At 66.8% G+C, this 21600-nt stretch carries 19 protein-coding genes; 3 read left to right on the top strand and 16 right to left on the bottom strand.

Translation table 11 applies throughout. The features are described 5' to 3' along the window. Nucleotides 1-2 precede the first annotated feature (2 nt). The 8 genes from BCL79_RS07480 to BCL79_RS07515 all read right to left on the bottom strand — a co-directional run bounded on the left by BCL79_RS07480 (nt 3) and on the right by BCL79_RS07515 (nt 7644). Entirely contained in the window at nt 3-464 is a 462-nt protein-coding gene (locus BCL79_RS07480) for a DUF4381 domain-containing protein (protein ID WP_121039409.1), read from the bottom strand. Beyond that, nucleotides 461-1384, bottom strand: a complete 924-nt coding sequence (locus BCL79_RS07485) for a DUF58 domain-containing protein (protein ID WP_121039412.1) — start codon at nt 1382-1384, stop codon at nt 461-463. The genes BCL79_RS07480 and BCL79_RS07485 overlap by 4 nt, the downstream gene beginning before the upstream one ends. A 5-nt stretch (nt 1385-1389) precedes the next feature. Continuing rightward, a complete protein-coding gene (locus BCL79_RS07490) occupies nt 1390-2412 on the bottom strand; it encodes an AAA family ATPase (protein WP_121041204.1) in 1023 nt (340 codons plus the stop codon). Between the two features lie 139 nt (nt 2413-2551). Then, nucleotides 2552-4528 (bottom strand): type IV pilus secretin PilQ, encoded by a 1977-nt coding sequence (locus tag BCL79_RS07495; RefSeq protein WP_121039415.1) that lies wholly within the window; start codon nt 4526-4528, stop codon nt 2552-2554. A 20-nt stretch (nt 4529-4548) separates the two neighbouring features. Continuing rightward, nucleotides 4549-5043 (bottom strand): pilus assembly protein PilP, encoded by a 495-nt coding sequence (locus BCL79_RS07500; RefSeq protein ID WP_226956626.1) that lies wholly within the window; start codon nt 5041-5043, stop codon nt 4549-4551. A 38-nt stretch (nt 5044-5081) separates the two neighbouring features. Next, nucleotides 5082-5756, bottom strand: a complete 675-nt coding sequence (locus BCL79_RS07505; RefSeq protein ID WP_121039421.1) for a type 4a pilus biogenesis protein PilO — start codon at nt 5754-5756, stop codon at nt 5082-5084. Continuing rightward, nucleotides 5753-6586: a PilN domain-containing protein gene (locus BCL79_RS07510; RefSeq protein WP_121039424.1), complete on the bottom strand. Its 834-nt coding sequence runs from the start codon at nt 6584-6586 to the stop codon at nt 5753-5755. Before BCL79_RS07510 ends, BCL79_RS07505 begins: the two co-directional genes overlap by 4 nt. Continuing rightward, the gene (locus BCL79_RS07515) at nt 6586-7644 is read right to left on the bottom strand and encodes a pilus assembly protein PilM (protein ID WP_019183880.1); all 1059 of its coding nucleotides are present in this window, start codon (nt 7642-7644) and stop codon (nt 6586-6588) included. The genes BCL79_RS07510 and BCL79_RS07515 overlap by 1 nt, the downstream gene beginning before the upstream one ends. Before the next feature lie 223 nt (nt 7645-7867). Here BCL79_RS07515 and BCL79_RS07520 point away from each other — a divergent pair, with 223 nt between their 5' ends. Together BCL79_RS07520 and BCL79_RS07525 are read left to right on the top strand one after the other, a co-directional pair. After that, nucleotides 7868-10291, top strand: coding sequence for a penicillin-binding protein 1A (locus BCL79_RS07520; RefSeq protein WP_121039427.1), 2424 nt, complete (start codon nt 7868-7870; stop codon nt 10289-10291). A 259-nt stretch (nt 10292-10550) separates the two neighbouring features. Continuing rightward, nucleotides 10551-11198, top strand: a complete 648-nt coding sequence (locus tag BCL79_RS07525) for a hypothetical protein (RefSeq protein ID WP_121039430.1) — start codon at nt 10551-10553, stop codon at nt 11196-11198. A gap of 18 nt (nt 11199-11216) precedes the next feature. On the opposite strand, the gene BCL79_RS07530 is transcribed toward BCL79_RS07525, so the two are convergent. After that, nucleotides 11217-11981, bottom strand: coding sequence for an alpha/beta fold hydrolase (locus BCL79_RS07530; protein WP_121039433.1), 765 nt, complete (start codon nt 11979-11981; stop codon nt 11217-11219). Between the two features lie 96 nt (nt 11982-12077). On the opposite strand from BCL79_RS07530, the gene BCL79_RS07535 reads away from it, so the two are divergent. Next, nucleotides 12078-12854: an AraC family transcriptional regulator gene (locus BCL79_RS07535; protein ID WP_121039436.1), complete on the top strand. Its 777-nt coding sequence runs from the start codon at nt 12078-12080 to the stop codon at nt 12852-12854. A 62-nt stretch (nt 12855-12916) separates the two neighbouring features. On the opposite strand, the gene BCL79_RS07540 is transcribed toward BCL79_RS07535, so the two are convergent. The 7 genes from BCL79_RS07540 to BCL79_RS07570 form a co-directional block, all read right to left on the bottom strand. Then, nucleotides 12917-13282 (bottom strand): NirD/YgiW/YdeI family stress tolerance protein, encoded by a 366-nt coding sequence (locus BCL79_RS07540; protein WP_121039439.1) that lies wholly within the window; start codon nt 13280-13282, stop codon nt 12917-12919. Nucleotides 13283-13430: 148 nt separating this feature from the next. Next, nucleotides 13431-14708: a citrate synthase gene (locus BCL79_RS07545; protein ID WP_121039442.1), complete on the bottom strand. Its 1278-nt coding sequence runs from the start codon at nt 14706-14708 to the stop codon at nt 13431-13433. Nucleotides 14709-15024: 316 nt separating this feature from the next. Further along, entirely contained in the window at nt 15025-15285 is a 261-nt protein-coding gene (locus BCL79_RS07550) for a type B 50S ribosomal protein L31 (RefSeq protein ID WP_019183873.1), read from the bottom strand. 112 nt (nt 15286-15397) lie between these two features. Beyond that, a complete protein-coding gene (locus BCL79_RS07555) occupies nt 15398-16333 on the bottom strand; it encodes a nucleoside hydrolase (protein ID WP_088432679.1) in 936 nt (311 codons plus the stop codon). Between the two features lie 217 nt (nt 16334-16550). Further along, nucleotides 16551-18662 carry an ATP-dependent DNA helicase RecG gene (gene recG, locus BCL79_RS07560; RefSeq protein WP_121039445.1) on the bottom strand — a complete coding sequence of 704 codons (2112 nt, stop codon included), beginning with the start codon at nt 18660-18662 and terminating at the stop codon, nt 16551-16553. Between the two features lies 1 nt (nt 18663). Then, nucleotides 18664-19056, bottom strand: coding sequence for a RidA family protein (locus BCL79_RS07565; RefSeq protein ID WP_121039448.1), 393 nt, complete (start codon nt 19054-19056; stop codon nt 18664-18666). Between the two features lie 321 nt (nt 19057-19377). Then, nucleotides 19378-21537 (bottom strand): RelA/SpoT family protein, encoded by a 2160-nt coding sequence (locus BCL79_RS07570; protein WP_121039451.1) that lies wholly within the window; start codon nt 21535-21537, stop codon nt 19378-19380. Nucleotides 21538-21600: the final 63 nt, after the last annotated feature.

Below are 21600 nucleotides of genomic sequence, written 5' to 3' on the forward strand. Positions count from 1 at the left end.
GATCATCGGCCGCGCTCCGTCAGCAGCGACAGATAGCGGCGGCGGGCCAGCACGCGCAGCCGCTGCACCGCCTCGGCATCCACGCTCGGTCGATAGCCACCATCGAGCAGCAGCGCACCATCGCCCTCGGAAAACGCCCGGCTGTTCTTCTCATCCAGGAACGCCAGCCACGCGTTGCCCTGCAGACGTTCCGCCCCGGGCTGGTACTGACGTGCCGCGCGGCGCAACAGCTCGGCGATCGCCGCCACCTCCCGCACCGGCGAACCGGCCTGGGCGACCTGTGCATCGAACAGATCCAGCCAGCGCTGGCGCGCACGCCGCCGGCGCCAATACCAGACCCAGATTCCCGCCACCACCAGCACGATCGCGCCGAACACCAGCCACCAGCCCGGCGCGGGCGGCCACCAAGGCGGTGACGGCGGCAGCTGCACATCGCGCAGCGGCAGCGAGGCGGCGGCGCTCATGCCACCACCGCCGTCGGCAAGGGGCTGAGCCAGCTGTCGCTGGCATCGTCGGTGGCCACCACATGCACCTGGATGCGGCGGGCCGCCAAGCGGCTCTGCAGCGCTTCCAGGGGCGCAACGAAGCGTTCGCGCCAGTGCTCACGCACCGCGGCGCTGCGCAGATCCAGCAGCACGCGGCGCCCCTGCGAAAGGAACGGCAGCGCATCGGCCGGCGGTGCCAGCTCCAGCGGATCGACCAGCAGCATCACCACCACCTCATGGTGCATGGCCAACGCGGCCCAGCGTGCACTGCTGATCGTGGCGGCGCGCGCCGGATCGGCCAGCACCACCACCCGGGCACCGGGGCGCAGCAGACGTGCCGCCTGCTCCAGCGCGCGATCCAGGCCGGCGTCTTCGGCAGGCGGCTCGGCATACCAGCGGGTCAGGGCGTCAAGCACGCGCAATACACCGCGGGTGCCCCCGGCCGGTGCGATCGGCGGCTCCTGGGTGCTGCCACGCACCGCAGCCAGGCGGTCACCCTGGCGCTGCGCCAGCCACGCCGCCACCGCACCGACGCGCGCGGCCTGCACGGATTTGAAGCGGACCCGGGTGCCGAAATACAGCACCGGATCGGTGTCGGCGACCAGCAGCGTCAAGCGTTCGCGCTCGGCCTGGAAGAGTTTGGTATGCGCACGCCCGGTACGCGCGGTGACGCGCCAGTCGATATGCCGCGCGTCATCGCCCGGCACATAGTCGCGGGACTCGGCGTATTCCATCCCACGCCCGCGCGCGGGCGACGGCGCACTGCCGGCGTGACCCAGCCGGCCACGCCGTGCCGGCGGCGCGCGGTGCGCACTGCGGCGCAGCGCCACCAGCTCGGCCAGGCTCGGCCGCAGGCCATCACCTTCCAGCGGCGTAGCCGTATGCACGGGCGTAACCATCGCGCTCAGGGCGCCGGCACGCGGGCCAGCAGCTCGGCGACCAGGCGCTCGCCATCCCAGCCTTCGGCGGTGGCTTCATAGCTGGGCAGCACGCGGTGCCGCAGCACGTCGGGCGCGACGTTGCGCACATCTTCCGGGGTGACGAAGTCGCGGCCGGCCAGCCAGGCCCGGGCGCGTGCACAGCGCTCCAGCGCGATGGAGCCACGGGGGCTCGCGCCCCAGGCGATGCGCCGGGCCAGCGCCGGGTCGTAACGCGCGGCATCGCGCGAGGCCAGCACGATCTCGATGAGATAGCGCTCCAGCGCGGGCGCGACATGCAGCGACAGCACCGCCTTGCGAGCGGCGAACACATCGCTCAACGGCATGCGGGCCGGCGCGGCGGCCGGGGTGGACAGCGCTTCGCGCGCACGCTCGCGGGCCAGGCGCAGGATTTCGGTTTCCGCCTCCGAATCCGGATAACCGATCCTTACATGCATCAGGAAGCGGTCCAGCTGGGCTTCGGGCAGCGGGAAGGTGCCCTCCTGCTCGATCGGGTTCTGCGTGGCCATCACCAGGAACAGCGACGGCAGCGGATAGGTATGGCGGCCGACGGTCACCTGGCGCTCGCCCATCGCTTCAAGCAGCGCGGACTGCACTTTGGCCGGGGCACGGTTGATTTCGTCGGCAAGCAGGATCGGATGGAAGATCGGACCGGGCACGAATTCAAAGCGACCTTCCTGCGGGCGCCAGATCTCGGTACCGGTCAGATCGGCCGGGAGCAGGTCCGGGGTGAACTGCACGCGTGAGAAATCCGCATCGAGCCGGGCGGCCAGCGCACGGATCGCGGTGGTCTTGGCCAGGCCGGGGGCGCCCTCGACCAGCAGGTGGCCATCGGCCAGCAATGCGGTCAGCAGGCGCTCGACGAGCGCGCTCTGGCCGACGATCTCGGAGGACAGGCCGTCACGCAGCGCGCGGAAGGCCTCGTGCAGGCGGTCGTGCTCCACCGGAGCGGGCGTGGGGGTATCGGGCATGGGGGGCGGCAGATTCATGGCATCCATGTGACCTCCACGGTGGGCAGAGGTTCCATCGCCATGATGGCAGGACAGCGCCGGTTACAACATCAAGATTGGCTGAACGCAGAAAGGGCCGCACGTGGCGGCCCTTTCGTCATTGCAGCAGCGGTGCGGCTCAGTTGACGGCCGGATTGGCCTTGGCCACGCGCAGCACCTTCGGGGTCACGAACACCAGCAGTTCGGCCTTGTCCTTGTTGCGGCTGCGCTTCTTGAACAGATTGCCCAGGAACGGCACGTCGCCCAGGAACGGCACCTTGTTGATGCTGGTGCGGTCGGTGAACTCGTACACGCCACCGATCACCACGGTCTGGCCGTCGTCCACCAGCACCGCGGTGTTCACTTCGCGGCGGTTGATGGTCGGGACCTGGCCGTAGCCTGCCAGCAGGATGTAGCTCTCCACTTCATCCTTCTTGACCGCCATGTTGAGGAACACACGGTTGTCGTTGGTGATGGTCGGGGTGACCTTCAGCTCCAGCACCACTTCCTTGAACTGGACATTGGGCTGGGCCGCGGCGCCGGCCGCACCACCACCGCTGATGGTGACGTAGCCGATTTCCTTACCCTGCTTGATCACCGCTTCGCGCTGGTTGGTGGTCACCACGCGCGGGTTGGAGATGACTTCGCCGCGCGATTCGGCCTGCATCGCCGAGAGCTCCACATCCAGCAGATAACCGGCATTGAGGATCGACAGCGCCAGCGAACCCGGGTTGTTGATCGCCGCCACCGGCAGGTTCCAGTTCAGGCCTTCGGCGAACTTGGTCGCGCCACGCACCGGGATCGCGCCGGTGCGGCCACCGGCCACCCACTCGTTGATCGCCTTCTGGTACTCGGTGTCCTTGGTACCGCGGTCGTTGATGTTGTTGTGGTTCTGATCGGTGTTGGCCCCGAAGAACACGTCCTGGCGGCTGCCACTGATGCCGAACTTGGCGCCGAGTTCACGCGCGAAGGTATCGGTGGCGATCACGATCCGGCTTTCGATCAGCACCTGGTCGACCGGACGGTCGATCACGCTGATCAGCTCACGCATGCGCGCGATCTTCTTCGGAATGTCGCTGATCATCAGGGTGTTGGTGCGCTCGTCGGCCACGATACGGCCGCGCGAGGACAGGAACCCGCTGTCTTCCTGCGAGCTGCCACCACTGCCACCGCTGCCGCCGCCGATGCCCTTGGCTTCGGTCAGCGCTTTGAAGATCGCCCCGGCGTTGTGGTAGTTGATCTGCACGTAATCGGTGACCAGATCCTCGCGGTTCTCGATCGCGATGCGCGCGTCTTCCTTGTCCTGCTCGAACTTGGCCAGTTCCGGCTGCGGTGCCACCCAGATCACGCCGCCATCGCGGCGCTTGTCCAGGCCCTTGGCCCGCAGCACGATGTCCAGCGCCTGGTCCCACGGCACGTTGATCAGGCGCAGGGTCACGTTGCCCTGCACGCTGTCGGAGGCGACCACGTTGAGGTTGGATTCCTCCGCCACCAGCTGCAGCACGGTGCGTACCGGCACGTCCTGGAAGTTGAAGGTGACCGGCTTGCCGCTGTAGCCGCGCTGGCCCAGGGCCGCCGCGGCCTGGCTGACCGAGGTGGCGGTGACCGCGCCGGTCGCCGGGGTGGCCTGGCGCGGGCTGATCTCGACCACGTATTCGTTGCCGCTCTGGTAGGCCAGCGACTCGAACGCGGTGTTGGTGTTGAGCACCAGCTGCGTGCCGCCGCCATACGGCTTGGGATCGATGCGCTGCACGGGCGTGGCGAAGTCGGTCACGTTGATCGACTTCTGCAGGTTTTCCGGCAGGCGCGCGTTGCCGACGTCGATGACGACGCTGTTGCCCTGGCTGCGCAGATCCGGGCTCGCGCCCTGGCCATCGAACTGCAGGATCAGCCGGCCGGCGCCATCGTCGCCGCGCTTGAAGTCGATCTTGGACACCGACAGCGAGGCCGGCGCGGTCGCCGGCGCGGTGGTGGCCGCCGGCTTGGGCACTGCGCCGCTGGGCGTGGCCGCCATCAGCGTGCCGTTGGCCACCATGAGCGCGACTCCCAGCGCGCACAGGTGGAGCAACTTCTGGCGCCGGACGGAACGCAGCCGCATGGCGTTGGAAAAGGTCATCGTGCTATCCCCATAATCATTCATTGATCTTCAAGCGCGAGCGTTGCCGGCCGTTCCAGCCAGCCACCCGCGCCATCCGGCACCAGTTCAATCAGCTCAATCCGGTCCTCGAAGACCCCGGTCACCCGCCCGTCGCTCTGCCCCAGATAGACGCCCGGACGCACCCGATAGGTGACCTTGTCCGGTGCCATCACCAGCACGACGAGTCCGCCCCCACGGCCGATCGAACCCACCATGTCCAGGCTGTCCAGCGGGAAATCTTCCAGCGGCTCCTTGCGGCGGTTCGGATCCGGACGCAGCCCCGATCCCCCTTGCGGATTGGTCCAGGCGTCGGTGAACGGGTCGCGCATCCCCTGCGCGGAATATTCAAACGTCTCGAACTGCTGCATCACCGGCAGCGGCTCAAGCGGCGGCGCCGGACGCGCACGCACGTCGGCCACCCACTTCTCCAGGTTCGGTGCATCGCCGGGCGTACTGGTCACGCCGCGTGCGCAGCCGGCCAGCAGCACGACCATCAACAGACCACCTACCCGTGCGGTCGACGTCAGAGGGCTCATTTCCGGCCTCCCTTCGCAGCCTTTTCTTTCTCGGCGGCGGCCTTCTCCTGGGCTTCCATCTCCACATCATCCAGGTAACGGTAGGTCTTGACCGTTCCGGACAACTCCAGCGCACCGCTGCGGGCGGTGATGCCGGTCTTGGGATCCTTCGGCTTCAGGTTGATGTCGTGCATGGTCAGGATGACCACGCGCGGCAACGAGGCCACACCACTGACGAACGCGCCGAACTGGTGGTAACTGCCCACCATGCGCAGGGCGATCGGCTTTTCAGCGTAAAACTCCTTGGGCTGCTCCGCACCGGGCTGGAACAACTCGTTGGACAGGCCACTGGACAACGCGGTCTGGGAGATGTCGATGATCAGATCGGGCATCTCGGTCTTGCTGGGCAGCTGGCGCAGCATCTGCTGCAGCACCTGTTCCATCTGGGTCAGCTGCTGCTTGAGCGGCTCCAGATTGACCGCGCGGCCCTGTTCCTTTTCGAACTCGGTGCGCAGCTGGGTCTCGGTGCTTTCCAGCGACGCCAGCTCATCGCGCTTGCCGCTGATCAGCAGGAACCAGGCCATGATCACGATGAACAGCGCCAACAGCGCGCAGAACACGACCTTGGCCTTCTGCGGCCAATTGCCGATGTTGTTGAAGTCCAGCTCTTTGAGGTTGATCTTCTGGCTCATGCGGCGGCCCCCTTCTGGGCCGGGGCCGGCGCCGCCGGTTGTGCAGGTTGCGCGGAGGGCGTGGGCGGCACGATGCGGCTGTTGCCGGCCGGCGGGGCCGGATCAGCGGCATCGGGCGAGGCCGGTGCGTTGGGCGCCGGGGCCGGCGACAACGGGGCCACCGGCGGAACCGGGGTAGCGCCCGGCGGTGCCGGATCGGCGGTCGGCTCGATCACGCTGCCATCGGCGGCCAGCTCGGTAACGCTGCTCTGGGCCGGCAGATTGACCTTGACCACGAACATGTACGGCAGCGACTTGATGTCCGCCACCGGGCTGCTGGCGGCACCGGCCTTGTCCCGCTCCGGCGCCTTGGCCTCGATGATCGACAGCTCCGGATTGGTCATCCAGCCCGAGCTTTCCAGGTTGCGCATGTAGGCACTGACACGGGCATTGGACTGGGTGCGGCCTTCCAGGGTGAGCACGTCGCCCTCCTGCTTGAGCGTGGTCAGCACCACCCCGTCGGGGATGGTCCGGACCAGCGCATCGAACAGGTGCACCATCTGCGAGCGCTTGGCCTGCAGTTCCTCGATCACGGCCTTGCGCGCCAGCAGGCGGTCCTTCTGGCGGTCCAGGCGTTCGATTTCCTTGTTCTGCTCCTTGACCTTCTCGATCTCGGCCTGCAGGAAGGTGTTGCGATCGCTCTGCCCGCTGACCTGACGGTCGTAGTAGAACCAGATCAACAGCGAGAGCAGCAACCCACCGATGGCGGCGGCACCGAGCATGGCGTAGAAGTCGCGCTGGCGTTGCTTGCGCCGTTCGGCGCGCCAGGGCAGTAAATTGATGCGCGCCATCAGTCAAAGCTCCTCAGCGCCAGACCGGTGGCGATCATCAGCGCCGGGGCATCCTGGGCCAGGGCGTGTGCCTGCACCTTCGGGCCGAGCGTCATCTGTGCCAGCGGGTTGGCCACCACGGTGGCCACGCCCAGCTGCTCTTCCACCATGTCCGGAAGGCCGGTCAGGGCCGCGCAACCGCCGGCGAGCACGATGTGATCGACCCGGTTGAACTCGCTGCCTGCATAGAAGAACTGCAGCAGACGGCTGATCTGCTGGACCGTGGCTTCCTTGAACGGCTCCAGCACTTCCATCTCATAGCTTTCCGGCAACCCGCCCTGGCGCTTGGCCAGCCCGGCCTCTTCGTAGGTCAGCCCATACCGGCGCATCACTTCGTCGGTCAGCTGCTTGCCGCCGAATACCTGCTCGCGGCTGTACAGGCTGCGGCCACCGCGCAGGACGTTCAGGGTGGTCATGGTGGCGCCGATGTCCACCAGCGCGACCACGCCATCACTGGCCACCGGCAGCTCGCTGGCGACCAGGGCAAAGGCGTTCTCGACCGCGAAGGCCTCCACGTCCATGACCCGTGCCACCAGCCCGCCCAGTTCCAGCGCCGACTGGCGCAGCTCGACGTTCTCTGAACGCGAAGCGGCCAACAGCACCTGGACCATTTCCGGGTTGTTCGGAATCGCACCCAGCACTTCGAAATCGAGGTTCACTTCCTCGATCGGGTACGGGATGTAGTTGACCGCTTCGAGCTCGACCTGGGCTTCCATGTCGTTCTCGTCCAGATCGGCGGGCATCGGGATCAGCTTGGTGATCACGGCCGAGCCGGCCACGGCCGCGGCGGCATGCCGTGCCTTGGTTCCAGAGCGGTTCACGGCGCGTCGAATGGCCTCCCCGACCGCTTCGACCTCCACGATGTTCTTTTCCACCACCGCATTCGGCGGAAGTGGTTCCACGGCGTAATGTTCCACGCGGAAACGATTGCCGCTGCGGGATAACTGCAACAGCTTTACTGCAGTCGAGCTGATATCGACGCCGATAAGAGGCGACTGGCTTTTTGGGATAAGCCCCACGGTTTCTCCCCTGCCGATGGGCACTTGGACGCAGAACCTGCGACCGCGCATTAATAACGTTTTTTTTGCAAATCGCAACCGTCAAGCTGTAAAACGAGCACTACGGCTCGTTTCACGCGTCCCCAGACGGTGATCGACTGCTCTCCCCGGGAACACCCCCAGCCGTTCCCTTGCGTAATCTATACTCTGCGACCACGAAATTCGCAATCGGAATCTGTCACTGATGACACGTCTTCGCCGTTGGCTGCGCTGGATGCTGGTCGCGTTCCTGGTCCTGGCATTGATCGGCGCCGCGGTTGCCGGTGGCCTGTATTACGCCGTCTCCTCCAAGCTCCCGGACGTGCAGACCCTGCGCGACGTGGAGATGCAGGAGCCCATGTACGTCTATGCCAGCGATGGCAAGCTGATGGCAGTGTTCGGGGAAACCCGGCGCACCCCCATCACCATGAAGGACGTCCCCGAGCGCCTCAAGCAGGCGTTCCTCGCCACCGAGGATGCCCGCTTCTACGAGCATGGCGGCGTGGACTACAAGGGCATCGGCCGCGCGGTCTGGCTGCTGGCCACCACCAGTGACAGGCGCGTGCCCGGTGGCTCGACCATCACCCAGCAGGTCGCCCGCCAGTTCTTCCTGAGCTCGGAATACAGCTACACCCGCAAGCTGGCCGAGATCCTGCTGGCACGCAAGATCGAGAGCGAGCTGAGCAAGGACGAGATCTTCGAGCTCTACCTCAACAAGAGCTTCTTCGGTAACCGCGCGTATGGCGTGGCCGCCGCGGCCGAGTTCTATTACGGCAAGAAGCTGGGCGAGCTGGACCTGGATGAGATGGCCTCGCTGGCCGGCATCCCCAAGTTCCCTTCCTCGGGCAACCCGATCAGCAACCCCGAGCGTGCCCGTGAGCGCCGCGACTTCTATGTGCTGCAGCGCATGGCCAGCCTGGGCTTCATCTCCCAGGCCGAGGCCGACGCGGCCAAGGCCGTGCCGATGCATGCCACCGCGCATGAGCCGCCGGTGCAGGTCGAAGCGCCTTACGTGGCCGAACTGGTGCGCCAGGAAATGATCGCCCGCTTCGGCGGCGACGTGGTCAACAAGGGTTACCACGTGACCACCACGATCAACGCCGAGCTGCAGACCGCGGCCAACCTGTCGGTGCGCGATGGCCTGCTGGCCTACGACCACCGCCACGGCTGGCATGGCGTGGAGCAGCACGTGGAGGTGCCGGCCGACGCCGATGCCGCCGCGCTGGCCACCAAGCTGGCCGGCATTCCGGCCCAGACCGGCCTGCTGCCGGCGATCGTGGCAGCCACCGCCGCCGATGGCAGCGCGACCGTGGTGCTGGGCAACCGCAGCGAGGTGGTGCTGCCGGCCAGCGCTGCCCGCTGGACCAACAAGACCCCGGCCAAGCTGGTCACCCGCGGCGACATCGTGCGCGTGCGCGCCGGCGAGAAGGAAGGCGAGTGGCTGCTCGACCAGATCCCGCGCGGCCAGGCCGCGCTGGTCTCACTGGACGCTGAAAACGGCGCACTGAAGGCACTGGTGGGCGGCTTCAGCTTCTCCGGCAACAAGTTCAACCGTGCCACCCAGGCGCGTCGCCAGCCGGGCTCGAGCTTCAAGCCCTTCATCTACGCGGCCGCCTTCGACAAGGGCTTCAACCCGGCCTCGATCGTGCTCGATGCCCCGGTCGTGTTCCGCGACCGCCGCGGCAAGACCTGGTCGCCGCAGAACGACGGCGGCGGCTTCCGCGGCCCGATGCGCCTGCGTGAAGCGCTGGTGCAGTCGCGCAACCTGGTCTCGGTGCGGCTGCTTGATGGCATGGGCGTGGATTACGCGCGCAAGTACATCAGCGAGTTCGGCTTCGCCGAGGCCGAGCTGCCGCCGAACCTGTCGATGTCGCTGGGCACCGCCTCGCTGACCCCGCTCTCGGTGGCGCGTGGTTACGCGGTGTTCGCCAACGGCGGCTCGCGCGTGGACACCTGGCTGATCGACCGGGTGACCGACCGCGACGGCGTGGAAGTGTTCAAGGAGAACCCGGCCATCGCCTGCCGCGACTGCGCCGGCACCAGCGGCGTGCCGGTCAGCCAGGTGGTGGATGGCTTCAACTTCGGCTCCGCACCGGCGGCCAATGCCGCGCCGGCCAAGCCGCAGCAGGCCACGTCCACCGCCGAAACGCCGGTAGCGGTGAACCCGGATGCCAAGGTCGCCCCGCGCGCGATCGATGCGCGCACCGCGTATCAGCTCAACTCCATGATGCGCGACGTGGTCCAGCGCGGCACCGGCACCGCGGCCAAGGTGCTCGGCCGCGAGGACGTGGGCGGCAAGACCGGCTCGACCAACGATCACCGCGATGCGTGGTTCTCCGGTTTCGGTGGCCCCTACGCGACCACCGTATGGGTCGGCCGCGACGACTTCCGCTCGCTCGGCTACCGCGAGTACGGCGGCCGCGCTGCCCTGCCGATCTGGATCGAGTACATGCGCGTGGCGCTGAAGGACACCCCGATCGCGCAGAACGAGCCGCCCTCGGGCATGGTCCAGGCCACGCTCAACGGTGCGACCGAGTGGGTCAAGGTGGAGGACATGGAGAAGCTGGAGGAGTACGACTTCAACAGCCATGCGCCACAGGCCGACGACGCCGCGTTCGATATCTTCTGACCGCATGCGCCGGCTACGCCCGGCGCCGCGATGGAGTACAGGCCGGGCATTGCCCGGCCTTTTTTTGGTTCTTTTCCATCAGCATGGCAAGCATGGAGCGCGCTCTGCATCTTTGCAGGCGCGGCGGCCCGGGAGTCGGGCGCTGGGCCGCGATGCCCTTGCCGGCGAATGGCCCCCGGCGTCGGCCTGTGACGCGACTCTACCCGCCTGTCACATCGCCGGTGTACATTGCCGTGCAGGTCGCCAAGGAGTACCGGTCATGCATCGAGCCCGCCAGCATGCAGCCACGCAGACCCGTGAGCGCCGCCACCAGCTGGCGCACGAAGCCGCCCGGCTGATGGCCGAGGGCGGCATCCGCGACTATCACCAAGCCAAGCTCAAGGCGGCCACCCGGCTCGGCATCCATGACGATGCCTCCCTGCCCCGCAACACTGAGATCGAAGACGCCCTGCGCGAGTACCAGCGCCTGTTCGCCGGTGCCGACCATGGCGCGCAGTTGCGCCAGCGCCGCGAGGCGGCCCTGCGTGCGATGGACTTTCTGCAGGGTTTCTCACCCCGCCTGTGTGGCCCCGTACTGGACGGCACCGCCGACGCCAACAGCCCCGTGCAGCTGCAGGTGCACAGCGACGATGCCGATGCCGTGCAGCGCTACCTCGATGAGCACGGCATTCCGGCCGAATCACGGACGCGCCGGTTGCGGCTGGACCGCGAGCGCAGCCTGGACGCCCCGGTCTGGGTGTTCAGCGCCGAAGACCTGACCTTCGACATCGCGGTACTGCCGTATGACGGCCTGCGCCAGCCGCCGCTGTCGGCGATCGATGAGAAGCCGATGCGGCGTGCGTCGGCTGCACAGGTCCGGGAGCTGCTGGCCGACAGCGAGATCGAGGGCTATCTGGGCAGCCGCTGAGAGTACGCGCGGCCTGCTTCAGGCCTCGGCGAACGGAACCAGAAAGCGCTCGATCGCCGCGACCAGGGCCAGCGGCGTTTCGTTCATCGGGTAGTGACCCGCATTTTCCAGCACCTCCACGGTCGCCTGCCGATAGCGGCGCAGGTAGGTCCTGTCCATCAATGCCGCGTTGAACACAGGATCGTGCTCGCCGACCAGCACCTTCACCGGATGCCGGTCCGCAATCTCCGCGCTGAAATCGGTGTCCGCCCAGGCCGGGAAGTACGCCGCGAATGCCTCCGGCGAGGCGTGCGCCATCGAGTACTGCGCCTTCCAGTCCAGCCACGCGGCGGGCAACCGCCCACCGGTGCTGCGATCGATGATGCCCCGGCGGATGCTCACGCTGCCTGCGGCCGCTTCAAGCAACTGCCGCGTGGGTGAATCGTAGGCGATGCCACCGCACGGCACGGGCGCGACGGCGACCAGCGCGCGCACGCGATCCGGGGCGAGCACCGCGATCCGCTCGATGGCCATGCCGCCCATCGAATGCCCGACCAGGCTGAAGGTCTCGATGCCGAGCGTGTCGGCCAAGGTCAGTGCGTCATTGGCGATCTCGTCGATGGTGTAGCTGCCACGCACATCGCGCATCCCGCCGTAGCCGCGGCAGTCCATGAAGACGTAGCTGAACACCTCACCGGACAGCCACGGCTCGATCGGTTCGAAGGCATGGGCGTCGCCAAACCAGCCGTGCAGGACCAGGACAGGATGGGCGCCAGTGCCGACGCGATGAAAGGTAGTGGGCATGGCGGCACCATGGAAACGTGAGGTTGGGCCGCGATGTTAGGGCGGCGGCGCGTGGCCCGCCGTCGACGCCAGGCCGATGACGATAGAATCCGGGCCATGCGCAATACCCTGCTCGATCCCTTTGAAGATCTGCCGCGCGCCGTGGTGGTCACCGCCAACGACTACGCCGCCGGATCCGTCTTCCCCGATCACGCGCATCGGCGCGGTCAGTTCGCGTTTGCCTCGCGCGGCACCATCAGCCTCACCACGCCCGAAGGACACTGGCTGGTGCCACCACAGCGTGCCTGCTGGGTGCCGGCAGGCGTCGCGCACGCCATGGCGATGCGTGGCCCGGTCACGATGCTCAATGTCTTCGTGGCGGCCGAAGAAGTGGCGGCGGTCCAGTTGCCGGCCCGCTGCGGCGTGCATGCCGTATCGGCGCTGCTGCGGCACCTGATGGACGATGCGGTCGATCTGCCGGCACTGTACGACCTGGAGGGGCGTGCCGGCCGGCTGATGCAGTTGCTGGTCGCGGAGATCGCTGCGATGCCACGGCTGTCACTGCATGCACCGCTGCCCCGCGACCCGCGCCTGGCGCGCGCCTGCCAGCGGCTCTTCGATGCGCCCTCGATCGCCGCCTCGCTCGATGAGGTCGCCGCCGAGGCGGGCATGAGCCGACGCACGTTCACCCGCCAGTTCCGCGCGGACACCGGGGTGGGGTTTGCCGAATGGCGCCAGCAGGTCTGCCTGCTCGCCGCGATCGAACGCCTGGGTGCCGGGCAGCCGGTCACCCGGATCGCACTGGATCTGGGATACGCCAGCCCAAGTGCGTTCTCGTCGGCGTTCCGTCGCGTGCTGGGGGAACCGCCCAGCCGCTATGTGGAAACACGCTGAGGGCCGCCGGACGATGAACGCAGAACGCCCCGCACTGCGGAGCGTTCGACGGTGCAGGCAGATCAGCGCGTGCCGATGATCCGCACGTGCTCCACATCGATATCGGTGGGCTTGAAGCGATGGGTATCGACTTCTCCCTGCAACTCCACCACAGTCGTCGCGCTGACGGGCTGCCGGTCAGGCAGATCCTTGTCATCGATCTCGACGTCGATCTCGCCGGTGGCATCCTTGAAGCGATAGCGTTCGTGGCCGATCTTGGCGATCAGCGTGCCCTGCAGCACGACGGGCTGGTCATCGCGCTGGTCGCGTGCTTCGGCGACGGTGGTGACCGCACTGGTCGCGCCAGGGCCGGTGTACTGGGCATGTGCGCCGGCGCTGGCCAGGCTCAGCGGTGCGGCGATGAGGACAACGGCGATCAAACGATTCATGAGGGACTCCATGGGCGTGAGGGTGACCGCCAAGGTTGTACCTCGATCGAAGTGAGGCCCATGCAAGAAGTATGAAAAGAGGTGTCCGGCACCCCAAAAAAAAACGCCCCGCAGTGCGGGACGTTTTCATCACAACCTGCCGGGGCGATCAGCCCTGGTAGTCGCGCACGTCGCTGCCGGTGTAGACCTGGCGCGGACGGCCGATCTTCATTTCCGGATCGACCTGCTGTTCCAGCCAATGTGCCACCCAGCCGGAGGTACGGCCCAGGGCGAACATGACGGTGAACATTTCGGTCGGGATCTGCAGCGCCTTGTAGATGATGCCGCTGTAGAAATCGACGTTCGGGTACAGCTTGCGGGCGACGAAGTAGTCGTCCTGCAGCGCGGCCTGCTCCAGCTTGACGGCCACGTCCAGCAGCGGATCCTGCACGCCCAGCTGCTTGAGCACCTTGCCGGTCATCTCGCCGATGACCTTGGCGCGCGGGTCGAAGTTCTTGTACACGCGGTGGCCGAAGCCCATCAGGCGGAAGCCGGAGGTCTTGTCCTTGGCCTTGAGCACGGCGGACTCGACGTTGTCGGCCGAACCGATCTCTTCCAGCATCTTCAGCACGGCTTCGTTGGCACCGCCGTGGGCCGGACCCCACAGCGCGGTGACGCCCGCGGCGACAGATGCGTACGGGTTGGCGCCGGTCGAACCGACCAGACGCACGGTCGAGGTCGAGGCGTTCTGCTCATGGTCGGCGTGCAGGATGAACAGCAGATCCAGTGCCTTGACCACGTCCTGGTTCAGCTCGTACTGGCCATCGGCGGACTCGAAGGTCTGCTTCAGGAAGCGGCTGACGTAATCCAGCGAGGTGTCCGGCTTGTTGGCCGGCAGGCCCTTGCCGTGGCGGTAGATCAGGGCCGACAGGGTCGGCACCTTGGCGATCAGGCGCACCGCGGCGTGGCGACGCTGTTCGGCGTCGGACAGGTCCAGCGAGGCGTGGTAGATGCCCGACAGCTGCGCGATGGCGGCGGTCAGGATGGCCATCGGATGGGCATCCTTGGCGAAGCTGCCGATCAGCGTGTTGATCGACGGATCCACATCGGCTTCGGCCGCCAGCTCGTCGGTGAAGGCCTTCAGCTGCTCGGCGCTCGGACGCTCGCCGTTGATCAGCAGGTAGGCCACTTCGACGTAGCTCGACTTTTCCGAGAGCTGCTCGATGGGATAGCCGCGATACAGCAGCACGCCCTTGTCACCGTCGATATAGGTGATGGCGGACTTGCAGCTGGCGGTGGCGGTGAAGCCGGAGTCGTACGTGAAGAGACCGGTTTCCTTGGTCAGCTTCGAAATATCGACGCAATCGTTGCCGAGCGTGGGTTTGATGACTGGCAGAACAACCGACGTGTCGCCGGCGTTGAGCGTGACCTGATCAAGATCGGACACTGTGTGCGCTCCTCGAGGGAAGGCGCCCGCCCAAGCGCATGGGTCAGGCACGTGAAGGAAGTCCACGATCGTTATCGTGGATCCCGCCATTATCGCACAGCAACATTTTCGACGCCCTAGGACGGAAGTCGTAGACGCAGCTTCCAGGCCGCACCGCAGGCGCTGTGCCAGCGCGCGCAAGGGCTCGCGCCAACGCACGGACACAGCGTTCCGTCGGCGGGGCATGCAGGCCTCACCTGGCGTTCAGCAAACCGGGGACAACAAAAAACAACGGCCGCCGAGGCGACCGTTGTTTTCAAGCAGCTGCGTCGACAGATCAGGCCGCGGTCGGCGCCGGCTTGCCGAAACGCTTCTGGAACTTGTCGATACGGCCGCTGGTGTCGATCACCTTGTGCTTGCCCGTGTAGAACGGATGCGAAGCCGAGGAGATTTCAACCTTGACGAGCGGATACTCGTTGCCGTCTTCCCACTTGATCGTGTCCTTGGTGGACATGGTCGAACGGGTCAGGATCTTGAAATCAGAGGTAACGTCGTGGAAAACCACGTCGCGGTAAGCAGGATGAATATCGGCCTTCATGGGCGCGCACCGTAATAAGGGCTGGTGGTCAAGAGCGGCATTATAGTCCCGGCCGCCGCAAAGGGCAAGCCGGGTCCATCAACCGTGCGAAAGGTCCGCCGCAGCGGCGTCATCAGACGCCGAGTGCCGCCCTCACCTGGGCCTCGAAGCGACCCTGGTCGTAGGCCATCAGCAGCTGAGTGTTGTCAGGCTGCCCGGTCTGGCGGTTCCAGTCGACAATGGTAGCACCCCGGCTGTGCACGCCGGCCAGTTCCACGTTCAGCGGACGCGATTCGACCCGCAGCGCGCCTTCCGGCTGCAGCGCCCAGGCCATCGCCAGGGCATCGGCGGCGTACCAGCGCTCGCCACGGCTGTCTTCGGACCACAGGCGGGTCTGGCGCGAGATGAGCTCGTAGAAACGGGCCTTGTCGCTGTCCGCCGCCAGCCACTGCTCGACGTCGGCATGCAGCAGGCCGTGGGCGACGGTGGCCTCCCAATCGGCCACTTCGATGTGCGGGAAGCCGGTGAACACGATGTGCGCCGCCTCCGGATCGAAGGCGATGTTGAACTCGGCGGCCGGGGTGATGTTGCCGTGGCAGGTCACCGCCCCGCCCATGACCAGGAAGCGCTTCACGCGCTGCGGCAGGGTCGGGTCGAGCTTCAGGGCCAGCGCCAGGTTGGTCAGCGGGCCGAGTGCGACCAGGAACAGCTCACCGGCGTATTCGTGCGACAGGCGCAGGATCGCCAGCGCAGCGTGTTCGGCCTCGGCCTGGCGCTTGGCGGCCGGCAGGTTCACATCGCCAAAGCCATCGGCGCCGTGCACATGGGCGGCATCGACAGAGGGGTGCAGCAGCGGGTCGGCGGTACCGGCGTAGACCGGCACATCGTCGCGGCCAGCCACTTCGCACAGTTTCAGGGCATTGCGGACCGTGTGGTCCAGGCCTACGTTGCCGGCGGCGATGGTCAGGCCAACGATATCGTGGCGCTCATCGGCGAAGGCCATCAACAGGGCCAGGGCATCATCGACACCGGGGTCGGTGTCGATCAACAGCGGAATCTTCTTGCTCATCGTTGCCGTCTTGATAATCGGCAAGGGACTTTCGCACCCTGTCATGACAAATACAAGGCGGCGCCCGCCGACGCCTCACGTTGGCCACAAAGCCGACGGGCGTTGAATGTGCGTGGCTCCTGCTTCGATTACTCGACCGCAATCGGATGGGCCACTTCGCGGCTCTGATCGTGGAAGGACGCGCGCCGGCCTTCGCCCCCTGCCGACCGCCCGCGCGTTATGCCGACGCGTACCGCACGGCTGCGCCGATCCAGCGTCGCACCACCTGATCGGCCACGTCAGGCGCCTCCGCCAGCAGCCGCTCGGCAAGCGCGTGCACACCTGGCAGCAGATCCGCATCGCGGGCCAGATCGGCCATCCGGAACCCGGCCAGGCCGGTCTGCCGCGTGCCCAGCAATTCGCCCGGGCCACGCAGCTCCAGATCCTTCTCGGCGATCAGGAAGCCATCGTTGGTCTGCCGCATCGTTTCCAGCCGCTCGCGCGCCATGTTCGACAACGGCGCCTGGTACAGCAGCACGCAACGCGATACGGCCGAGCCGCGCCCCACCCGGCCGCGCAGCTGGTGCAGCTGGGCCAGGCCGAGGCGCTCGGCATTCTCGATGATCATCAACGAGGCATTGGGCACGTCCACGCCCACTTCAATCACCGTGGTGGCCACCAGCAGATCGATCTCGCCGGCCTTGAAGGCGACCATCGTGGCGAGTTTCTCACTCGCCTTCAGCCGCCCGTGCACCAGCCCCACGCGCACGCCCGGCAGCAGCGCCTGCAGCGATTCGAACGTGGCCTGCGCGGGCGTGGCATCGAGCTCTTCGCTTTCCTCGATCAGCGTGCAGACCCAGTACACCTGCTGGCCTTCGCGGCACGCGACGGCGATACGCTCGATCAACTCCGGCCGGCGATCATTGTTGAGCGCAACGGTCTGCACCGGCGTGCGCCCGGGCGGCAGTTCGTCGATCGCCGAGACATCCAGATCAGCGTACTCGGACATCGCCAGGGTGCGCGGAATCGGCGTCGCCGTCATCACCAGCTGGTGCGGCACACTGCGCCCACCCGCCCCCTTGTCGCGCAGCGCCAGCCGCTGGTGCACGCCGAAACGGTGCTGCTCATCGACGATCGCCAGTGCCAGATCCTTGAACACCACACTGTCCTGCATCAGCGCGTGCGTACCGACCACCACCTGCGCCTGGCCCGAGGCGACCTCGGCCAACACCTTGGTGCGCGCCTTGCCGGTGACCTTGCCAGCCAGCCACGCCGTGCGCACGCCCAGCGGCTCCAGCCAGGCGCGCAGATTGTTCATATGCTGCTCGGCGAGCAGCTCGGTGGGTGCGGCCAATGCGACCTGCTTGCCCCGCTCCACCGCCAGCATCGCCGCCAACGCGGCCACCACGGTCTTGCCCGAGCCGACATCGCCCTGCACCAGCCGAAGCATCGGATGCGCCTTGGCCAGGTCCTTGCGGATCTGCTCGAACACGCGCTGCTGCGCACCGGTCAGCTGGAACGGCAGGCTGTCGCGCAACTGCGCCACCAAGGCACCCTGACCGCGCAGCGAGGGCGCGTGATGCGCCTGCAACGCCATGCGCTGACGGCGCAGACTCAGGTGGTGTGCCAGCAGTTCTTCGATGGCCAATCGGCGTTGCGCCGGATGCCGGCCCGCGGCCAGCGCCACCAGATCGGCGTCCGGCGGTGGCCGGTGCACGGTCAGCAGCGCACTGCGCAGCGAGGGCAACCCCAGCCCGGACAACCACCCGGCCGGCAGCAGTTCCAGCGTGGATTCTTCCGGCAGCCTGTCCAGCGCCAGGCCGATGAATTTACGCATCGTGGCGGGGCCAACCCCCTCGACCGCCGGATAGACCGGATCGAGGCTGTCGCCCAGCTCGTCATCTTCATTGCCGCCCATCACCCGGTAACTGGGGTGGACGATCTCCAGCCCGTGATGGCCAGGCTTGGCGGTGCCGTAGCAGCGGATGCGCGTGCCCACGGCAAACTGCGCGACCTGCTGGGCGCGGAAGTGGAAGAAACGCAGCACCAGCGTGCCGTACGAATCATCCTCGATCGCGACCTTGAGCACCGGCCGATAGCGGAACCCGCGCTCGACCGCACTCACCCGCCCCTCCACCTGCGCCGCCACGCCCGGCTGCAACTGGGCAATGGTGGTCAGCCGGGTACGGTCTTCATAGCGCAGCGGCAGATGCAGCCACAGATCCTGCAGCGACGACAGGCCACGGGCGGCCAGCTTGATCGCCACCGCCGGCCCGATACCGGAGAGCATCGACAACGATGCCTCCCCGGCTGCGGCCAGCGCCGGTGCAGGAGCCCGTGACCGCGCCACGTCAGGCCTGGTCGAGCACCATCACCGCATCGACTTCGAAGTTGGCCGCCTTCGGCAGACCCGCCACTTCGATGGTCGAGCGTGCCGGGAACGGCGCCTTGAAGTAATCCTGCATGACCGCATTGACCTTGGCGAACTCGCCCAGATCGGTCAGGTACAGGCCCAGACGGACGATCTGATCCAGCGAACCACCGGCCTCTTCGGCCACGGCCTTCAGGTTGTCGAACGCACGACGCGCCTGCGCCTCGATATCGCCCACACCCACGATGTCACCGGTGGCCGGATCCAGCGGAATCTGGCCCGAGAAGTACACGGTATTGCCCGCACGCACAGCCTGCGAATACGGACCGATGGCCGCCGGGGCCTTGGCACTGGTAATGATCTGACGGGACATGGAAGCTCCACGATTCAAAAGGGGGAACGCAATTGTAGCGCCCCCAAGGGTAGCGCCACGCCATGCGTGGACGCCCCCCCAACCGCGCAGCACCAATGACCCATCCGTTCGCGGTAGCCACGCCACCTGTCTCCGCACCCCCGCACGCCCTGGCAGGGAGGTGACGGGTGGGCCGGGGCAGGACCGTGTGTTGCCATGGATGGCAACACACGAGCTTACAGGGACGTACTTGCAGCGGGTCCTGCCCCGGCCTGCCCGTCACATCCCCCACGCAGGAAGAAGGCGCACGTGAACCGCCGTTGACGGGTAGCAGCTCGCGCGTTACTGGCGCCTGACCGACTGCACCACCGACAACCGCCGCAGACGCCGCATCACTTCCGCCAGATGGTTGCGATCGCGCACCTGGATATTGAACGCCAGCACCGCCGCATTGAAATCGCGGTCCAGATAATCCACCCGCTCGATGTTGGAATGGCTCTGCGCGATCGCCGCCGCCAACTGCGCCAGCACACCGGTCCCGTTCTCCACCTCGACGATCAACGAGGTGTCGTAATCCCCGGATACCGTCGTATCCCACCCGATCGGCACCCAGCGCTCCGGCGACTTGCGCAGCTCGGCCAGGTTCGGGCAGTCCAGACGGTGCACCACGATGCCCTTGCCGGCCGTGTGGTAGCCCATGATGTCGTCGCCCGGAATCGGCTGACAACAGTTCGCGAAGCTCACTACTCCGCGCTCGCTGCCATTGATCAGGATCTTTTCCTGCGAATGCTTGGAATGCGCCCCACCGCGCAGCTCCGCATACGCCATCAGCGCCTGCGCGGCCTGGTTCGGCATCCAGTTGCCCAGCGCCACTTCGGCCAGCAGGGCCTCCAGGCGCGGATACCGGTGCTCGGCCAGGAACGCATCCAGGCGCCCCTTCGGCAACCGCTCCAGCGAGCTGTCCATCGCCTCCAGCGCGCGGTCCAGCATCCGATGGCCCAACTGCACCGCGTCCTCGTGCTCGAGCTGCTTGAGCTGATGACGGATCGCCGTGCGCGCCTTGGAACTGACCACGAACTCCAGCCACTGCGGCTTGGGCGTGGCCGAACGCGCGGTGATCACTTCCACCGTCTGCCCACTGACCAGCTTGGTGCGCAGCGGGACGAGCTTCTTGTCCACCCGCGAGGCGACCGCCATGTTGCCCACATCGGTATGCACCGCATAGGCGAAATCCAGCGCCGTGGAATTGCGCGGCAGCGCCAGGATCTTGCCCTTGGGCGTGAACAGATAGACCTCGTCCGGAAACAGATCCACCTTGACGTTGTCCAGGAATTCCAGCGACGAGCCGGCGGCACGCTGCGAATCGATCAACTCCACGATCCACGCATGCGCACGGCTCTGTGCGCTGTTGGGCGAGTCGCCCCCGAACTTGTAGGTCCAGTGCGCGGCCACGCCGCGCTCGGCGATCAGGTCCATCTCCTCGGTACGGATCTGCACCTCGATCGGCGAGCCATACGGCCCGAACAGCACCGTGTGCAGCGACTGGTAGCCGTTGGCCTTGGGGATCGCGATGAAATCGCGGAAGCGCCCATCCAGCGGCTTGAAGGTGGCATGCACCGCGCCGAGCGCGTGGTAGGCGCTGGGCACGTTGCGCACGACCAGGCGGAAGCCGAACACATCCATGACCTGGTCGAAGGATTTGTTCTCGTCGTGCATCTTGTTGTAGATGCTCCACGGGGTCTTGATGCGGCTGACCAGGCGATGCTCCAGCCCTTCCTTGGCCAGGCGCTGGCTCAACTGCACTTCCACCTGCGCCATCGCCTCGCGGCGCACCACCGGCTGGCTGCGGATGTGTTTTTCCAGGATCGCGTGGCGCCACGGATACAGCGCCTTGAAGCCCAGGTTCTGCAGCTCGCTCTTGACCAGGCTCATGCCCAGCCGCTGCGCGATCGGGGCGTAGATTTCCAGCGTTTCGCGGGCGATGCGGCCACGTGCCTCGCGGCTCTGCGCACCCAGCGTACGCATGTTGTGCAGGCGGTCGGCCAGCTTGATCATGATCACGCGCAGATCGCGCGACATCGCCAGCAGCATCTTGCGGAAACTCTCCGCCGCCGCTTCCTGGCGATCACGGAACTTCAGCTTGTCCAGCTTGGTCACGCCATCGACCAGCTCGGCCACGGCTTCGCCGAACTCGGCGGCCAGCTCCTCGCGGGTCAGCGGCGTGTCTTCGATGGTGTCGTGCAGGATCGCAGCGATCAGCGCCTCCACGTCCAGGCCGAGCTCGGCCAGCACCTGGGCCACGGCGACCGGATGGGTAATGTAGGGCTCGCCCGACTTGCGGGTCTGGCCGGCATGCGCGGCGGCGCCTACTTCCCAGGCGCGGCGCAGCAGCGGCAGTTGGTCGGGCGGCAGATAGTGCGCTGCGCGCTCAAGCTGGAGGACATAGTCGGGTACGGCCGCGCCGGCGGGCGTGGCGACCTTGGCAGTGGGGCCTGGGTTCATGCTCAAAGACTATGCCAGCGGCGTGATATCGGCAAATCCTGAACAGGGAGTTTCACCTGCAAC

It is taken from the genome of Stenotrophomonas rhizophila, from assembly GCF_003651185.1.
Taxonomy (GTDB): domain Bacteria; phylum Pseudomonadota; class Gammaproteobacteria; order Xanthomonadales; family Xanthomonadaceae; genus Stenotrophomonas; species Stenotrophomonas maltophilia_Z.

Excerpts from the sequence above, each read along its gene's own strand:
- BCL79_RS07530 (WP_121039433.1), bottom strand. The coding sequence starts at position 11,981 with ATGCCCACTACCTTTCATCGCGTCGGCACTGGCGCCCATCCTGTCCTG.
- BCL79_RS07570 (WP_121039451.1), bottom strand. The coding sequence starts at position 21,537 with ATGAACCCAGGCCCCACTGCCAAGGTCGCCACGCCCGCCGGCGCGGCC.
- BCL79_RS07555 (WP_088432679.1), bottom strand. The coding sequence starts at position 16,333 with ATGAGCAAGAAGATTCCGCTGTTGATCGACACCGACCCCGGTGTCGAT.
- BCL79_RS07520 (WP_121039427.1), top strand. The coding sequence starts at position 7,868 with ATGACACGTCTTCGCCGTTGGCTGCGCTGGATGCTGGTCGCGTTCCTG.
- BCL79_RS07500 (WP_226956626.1), bottom strand. The coding sequence starts at position 5,043 with ATGGTCGTGCTGCTGGCCGGCTGCGCACGCGGCGTGACCAGTACGCCC.
- BCL79_RS07565 (WP_121039448.1), bottom strand. The coding sequence starts at position 19,056 with ATGTCCCGTCAGATCATTACCAGTGCCAAGGCCCCGGCGGCCATCGGT.
- BCL79_RS07550 (WP_019183873.1), bottom strand. The coding sequence starts at position 15,285 with ATGAAGGCCGATATTCATCCTGCTTACCGCGACGTGGTTTTCCACGAC.
- BCL79_RS07510 (WP_121039424.1), bottom strand. The coding sequence starts at position 6,586 with ATGGCGCGCATCAATTTACTGCCCTGGCGCGCCGAACGGCGCAAGCAA.
- BCL79_RS07540 (WP_121039439.1), bottom strand. The coding sequence starts at position 13,282 with ATGAATCGTTTGATCGCCGTTGTCCTCATCGCCGCACCGCTGAGCCTG.
- BCL79_RS07485 (WP_121039412.1), bottom strand. The coding sequence starts at position 1,384 with ATGGTTACGCCCGTGCATACGGCTACGCCGCTGGAAGGTGATGGCCTG.
- BCL79_RS07525 (WP_121039430.1), top strand. The coding sequence starts at position 10,551 with ATGCATCGAGCCCGCCAGCATGCAGCCACGCAGACCCGTGAGCGCCGC.
- BCL79_RS07495 (WP_121039415.1), bottom strand. The coding sequence starts at position 4,528 with ATGACCTTTTCCAACGCCATGCGGCTGCGTTCCGTCCGGCGCCAGAAG.
- BCL79_RS07490 (WP_121041204.1), bottom strand. The coding sequence starts at position 2,412 with ATGAATCTGCCGCCCCCCATGCCCGATACCCCCACGCCCGCTCCGGTG.
- BCL79_RS07480 (WP_121039409.1), bottom strand. The coding sequence starts at position 464 with ATGAGCGCCGCCGCCTCGCTGCCGCTGCGCGATGTGCAGCTGCCGCCG.
- BCL79_RS07535 (WP_121039436.1), top strand. The coding sequence starts at position 12,078 with ATGCGCAATACCCTGCTCGATCCCTTTGAAGATCTGCCGCGCGCCGTG.
- BCL79_RS07505 (WP_121039421.1), bottom strand. The coding sequence starts at position 5,756 with ATGAGCCAGAAGATCAACCTCAAAGAGCTGGACTTCAACAACATCGGC.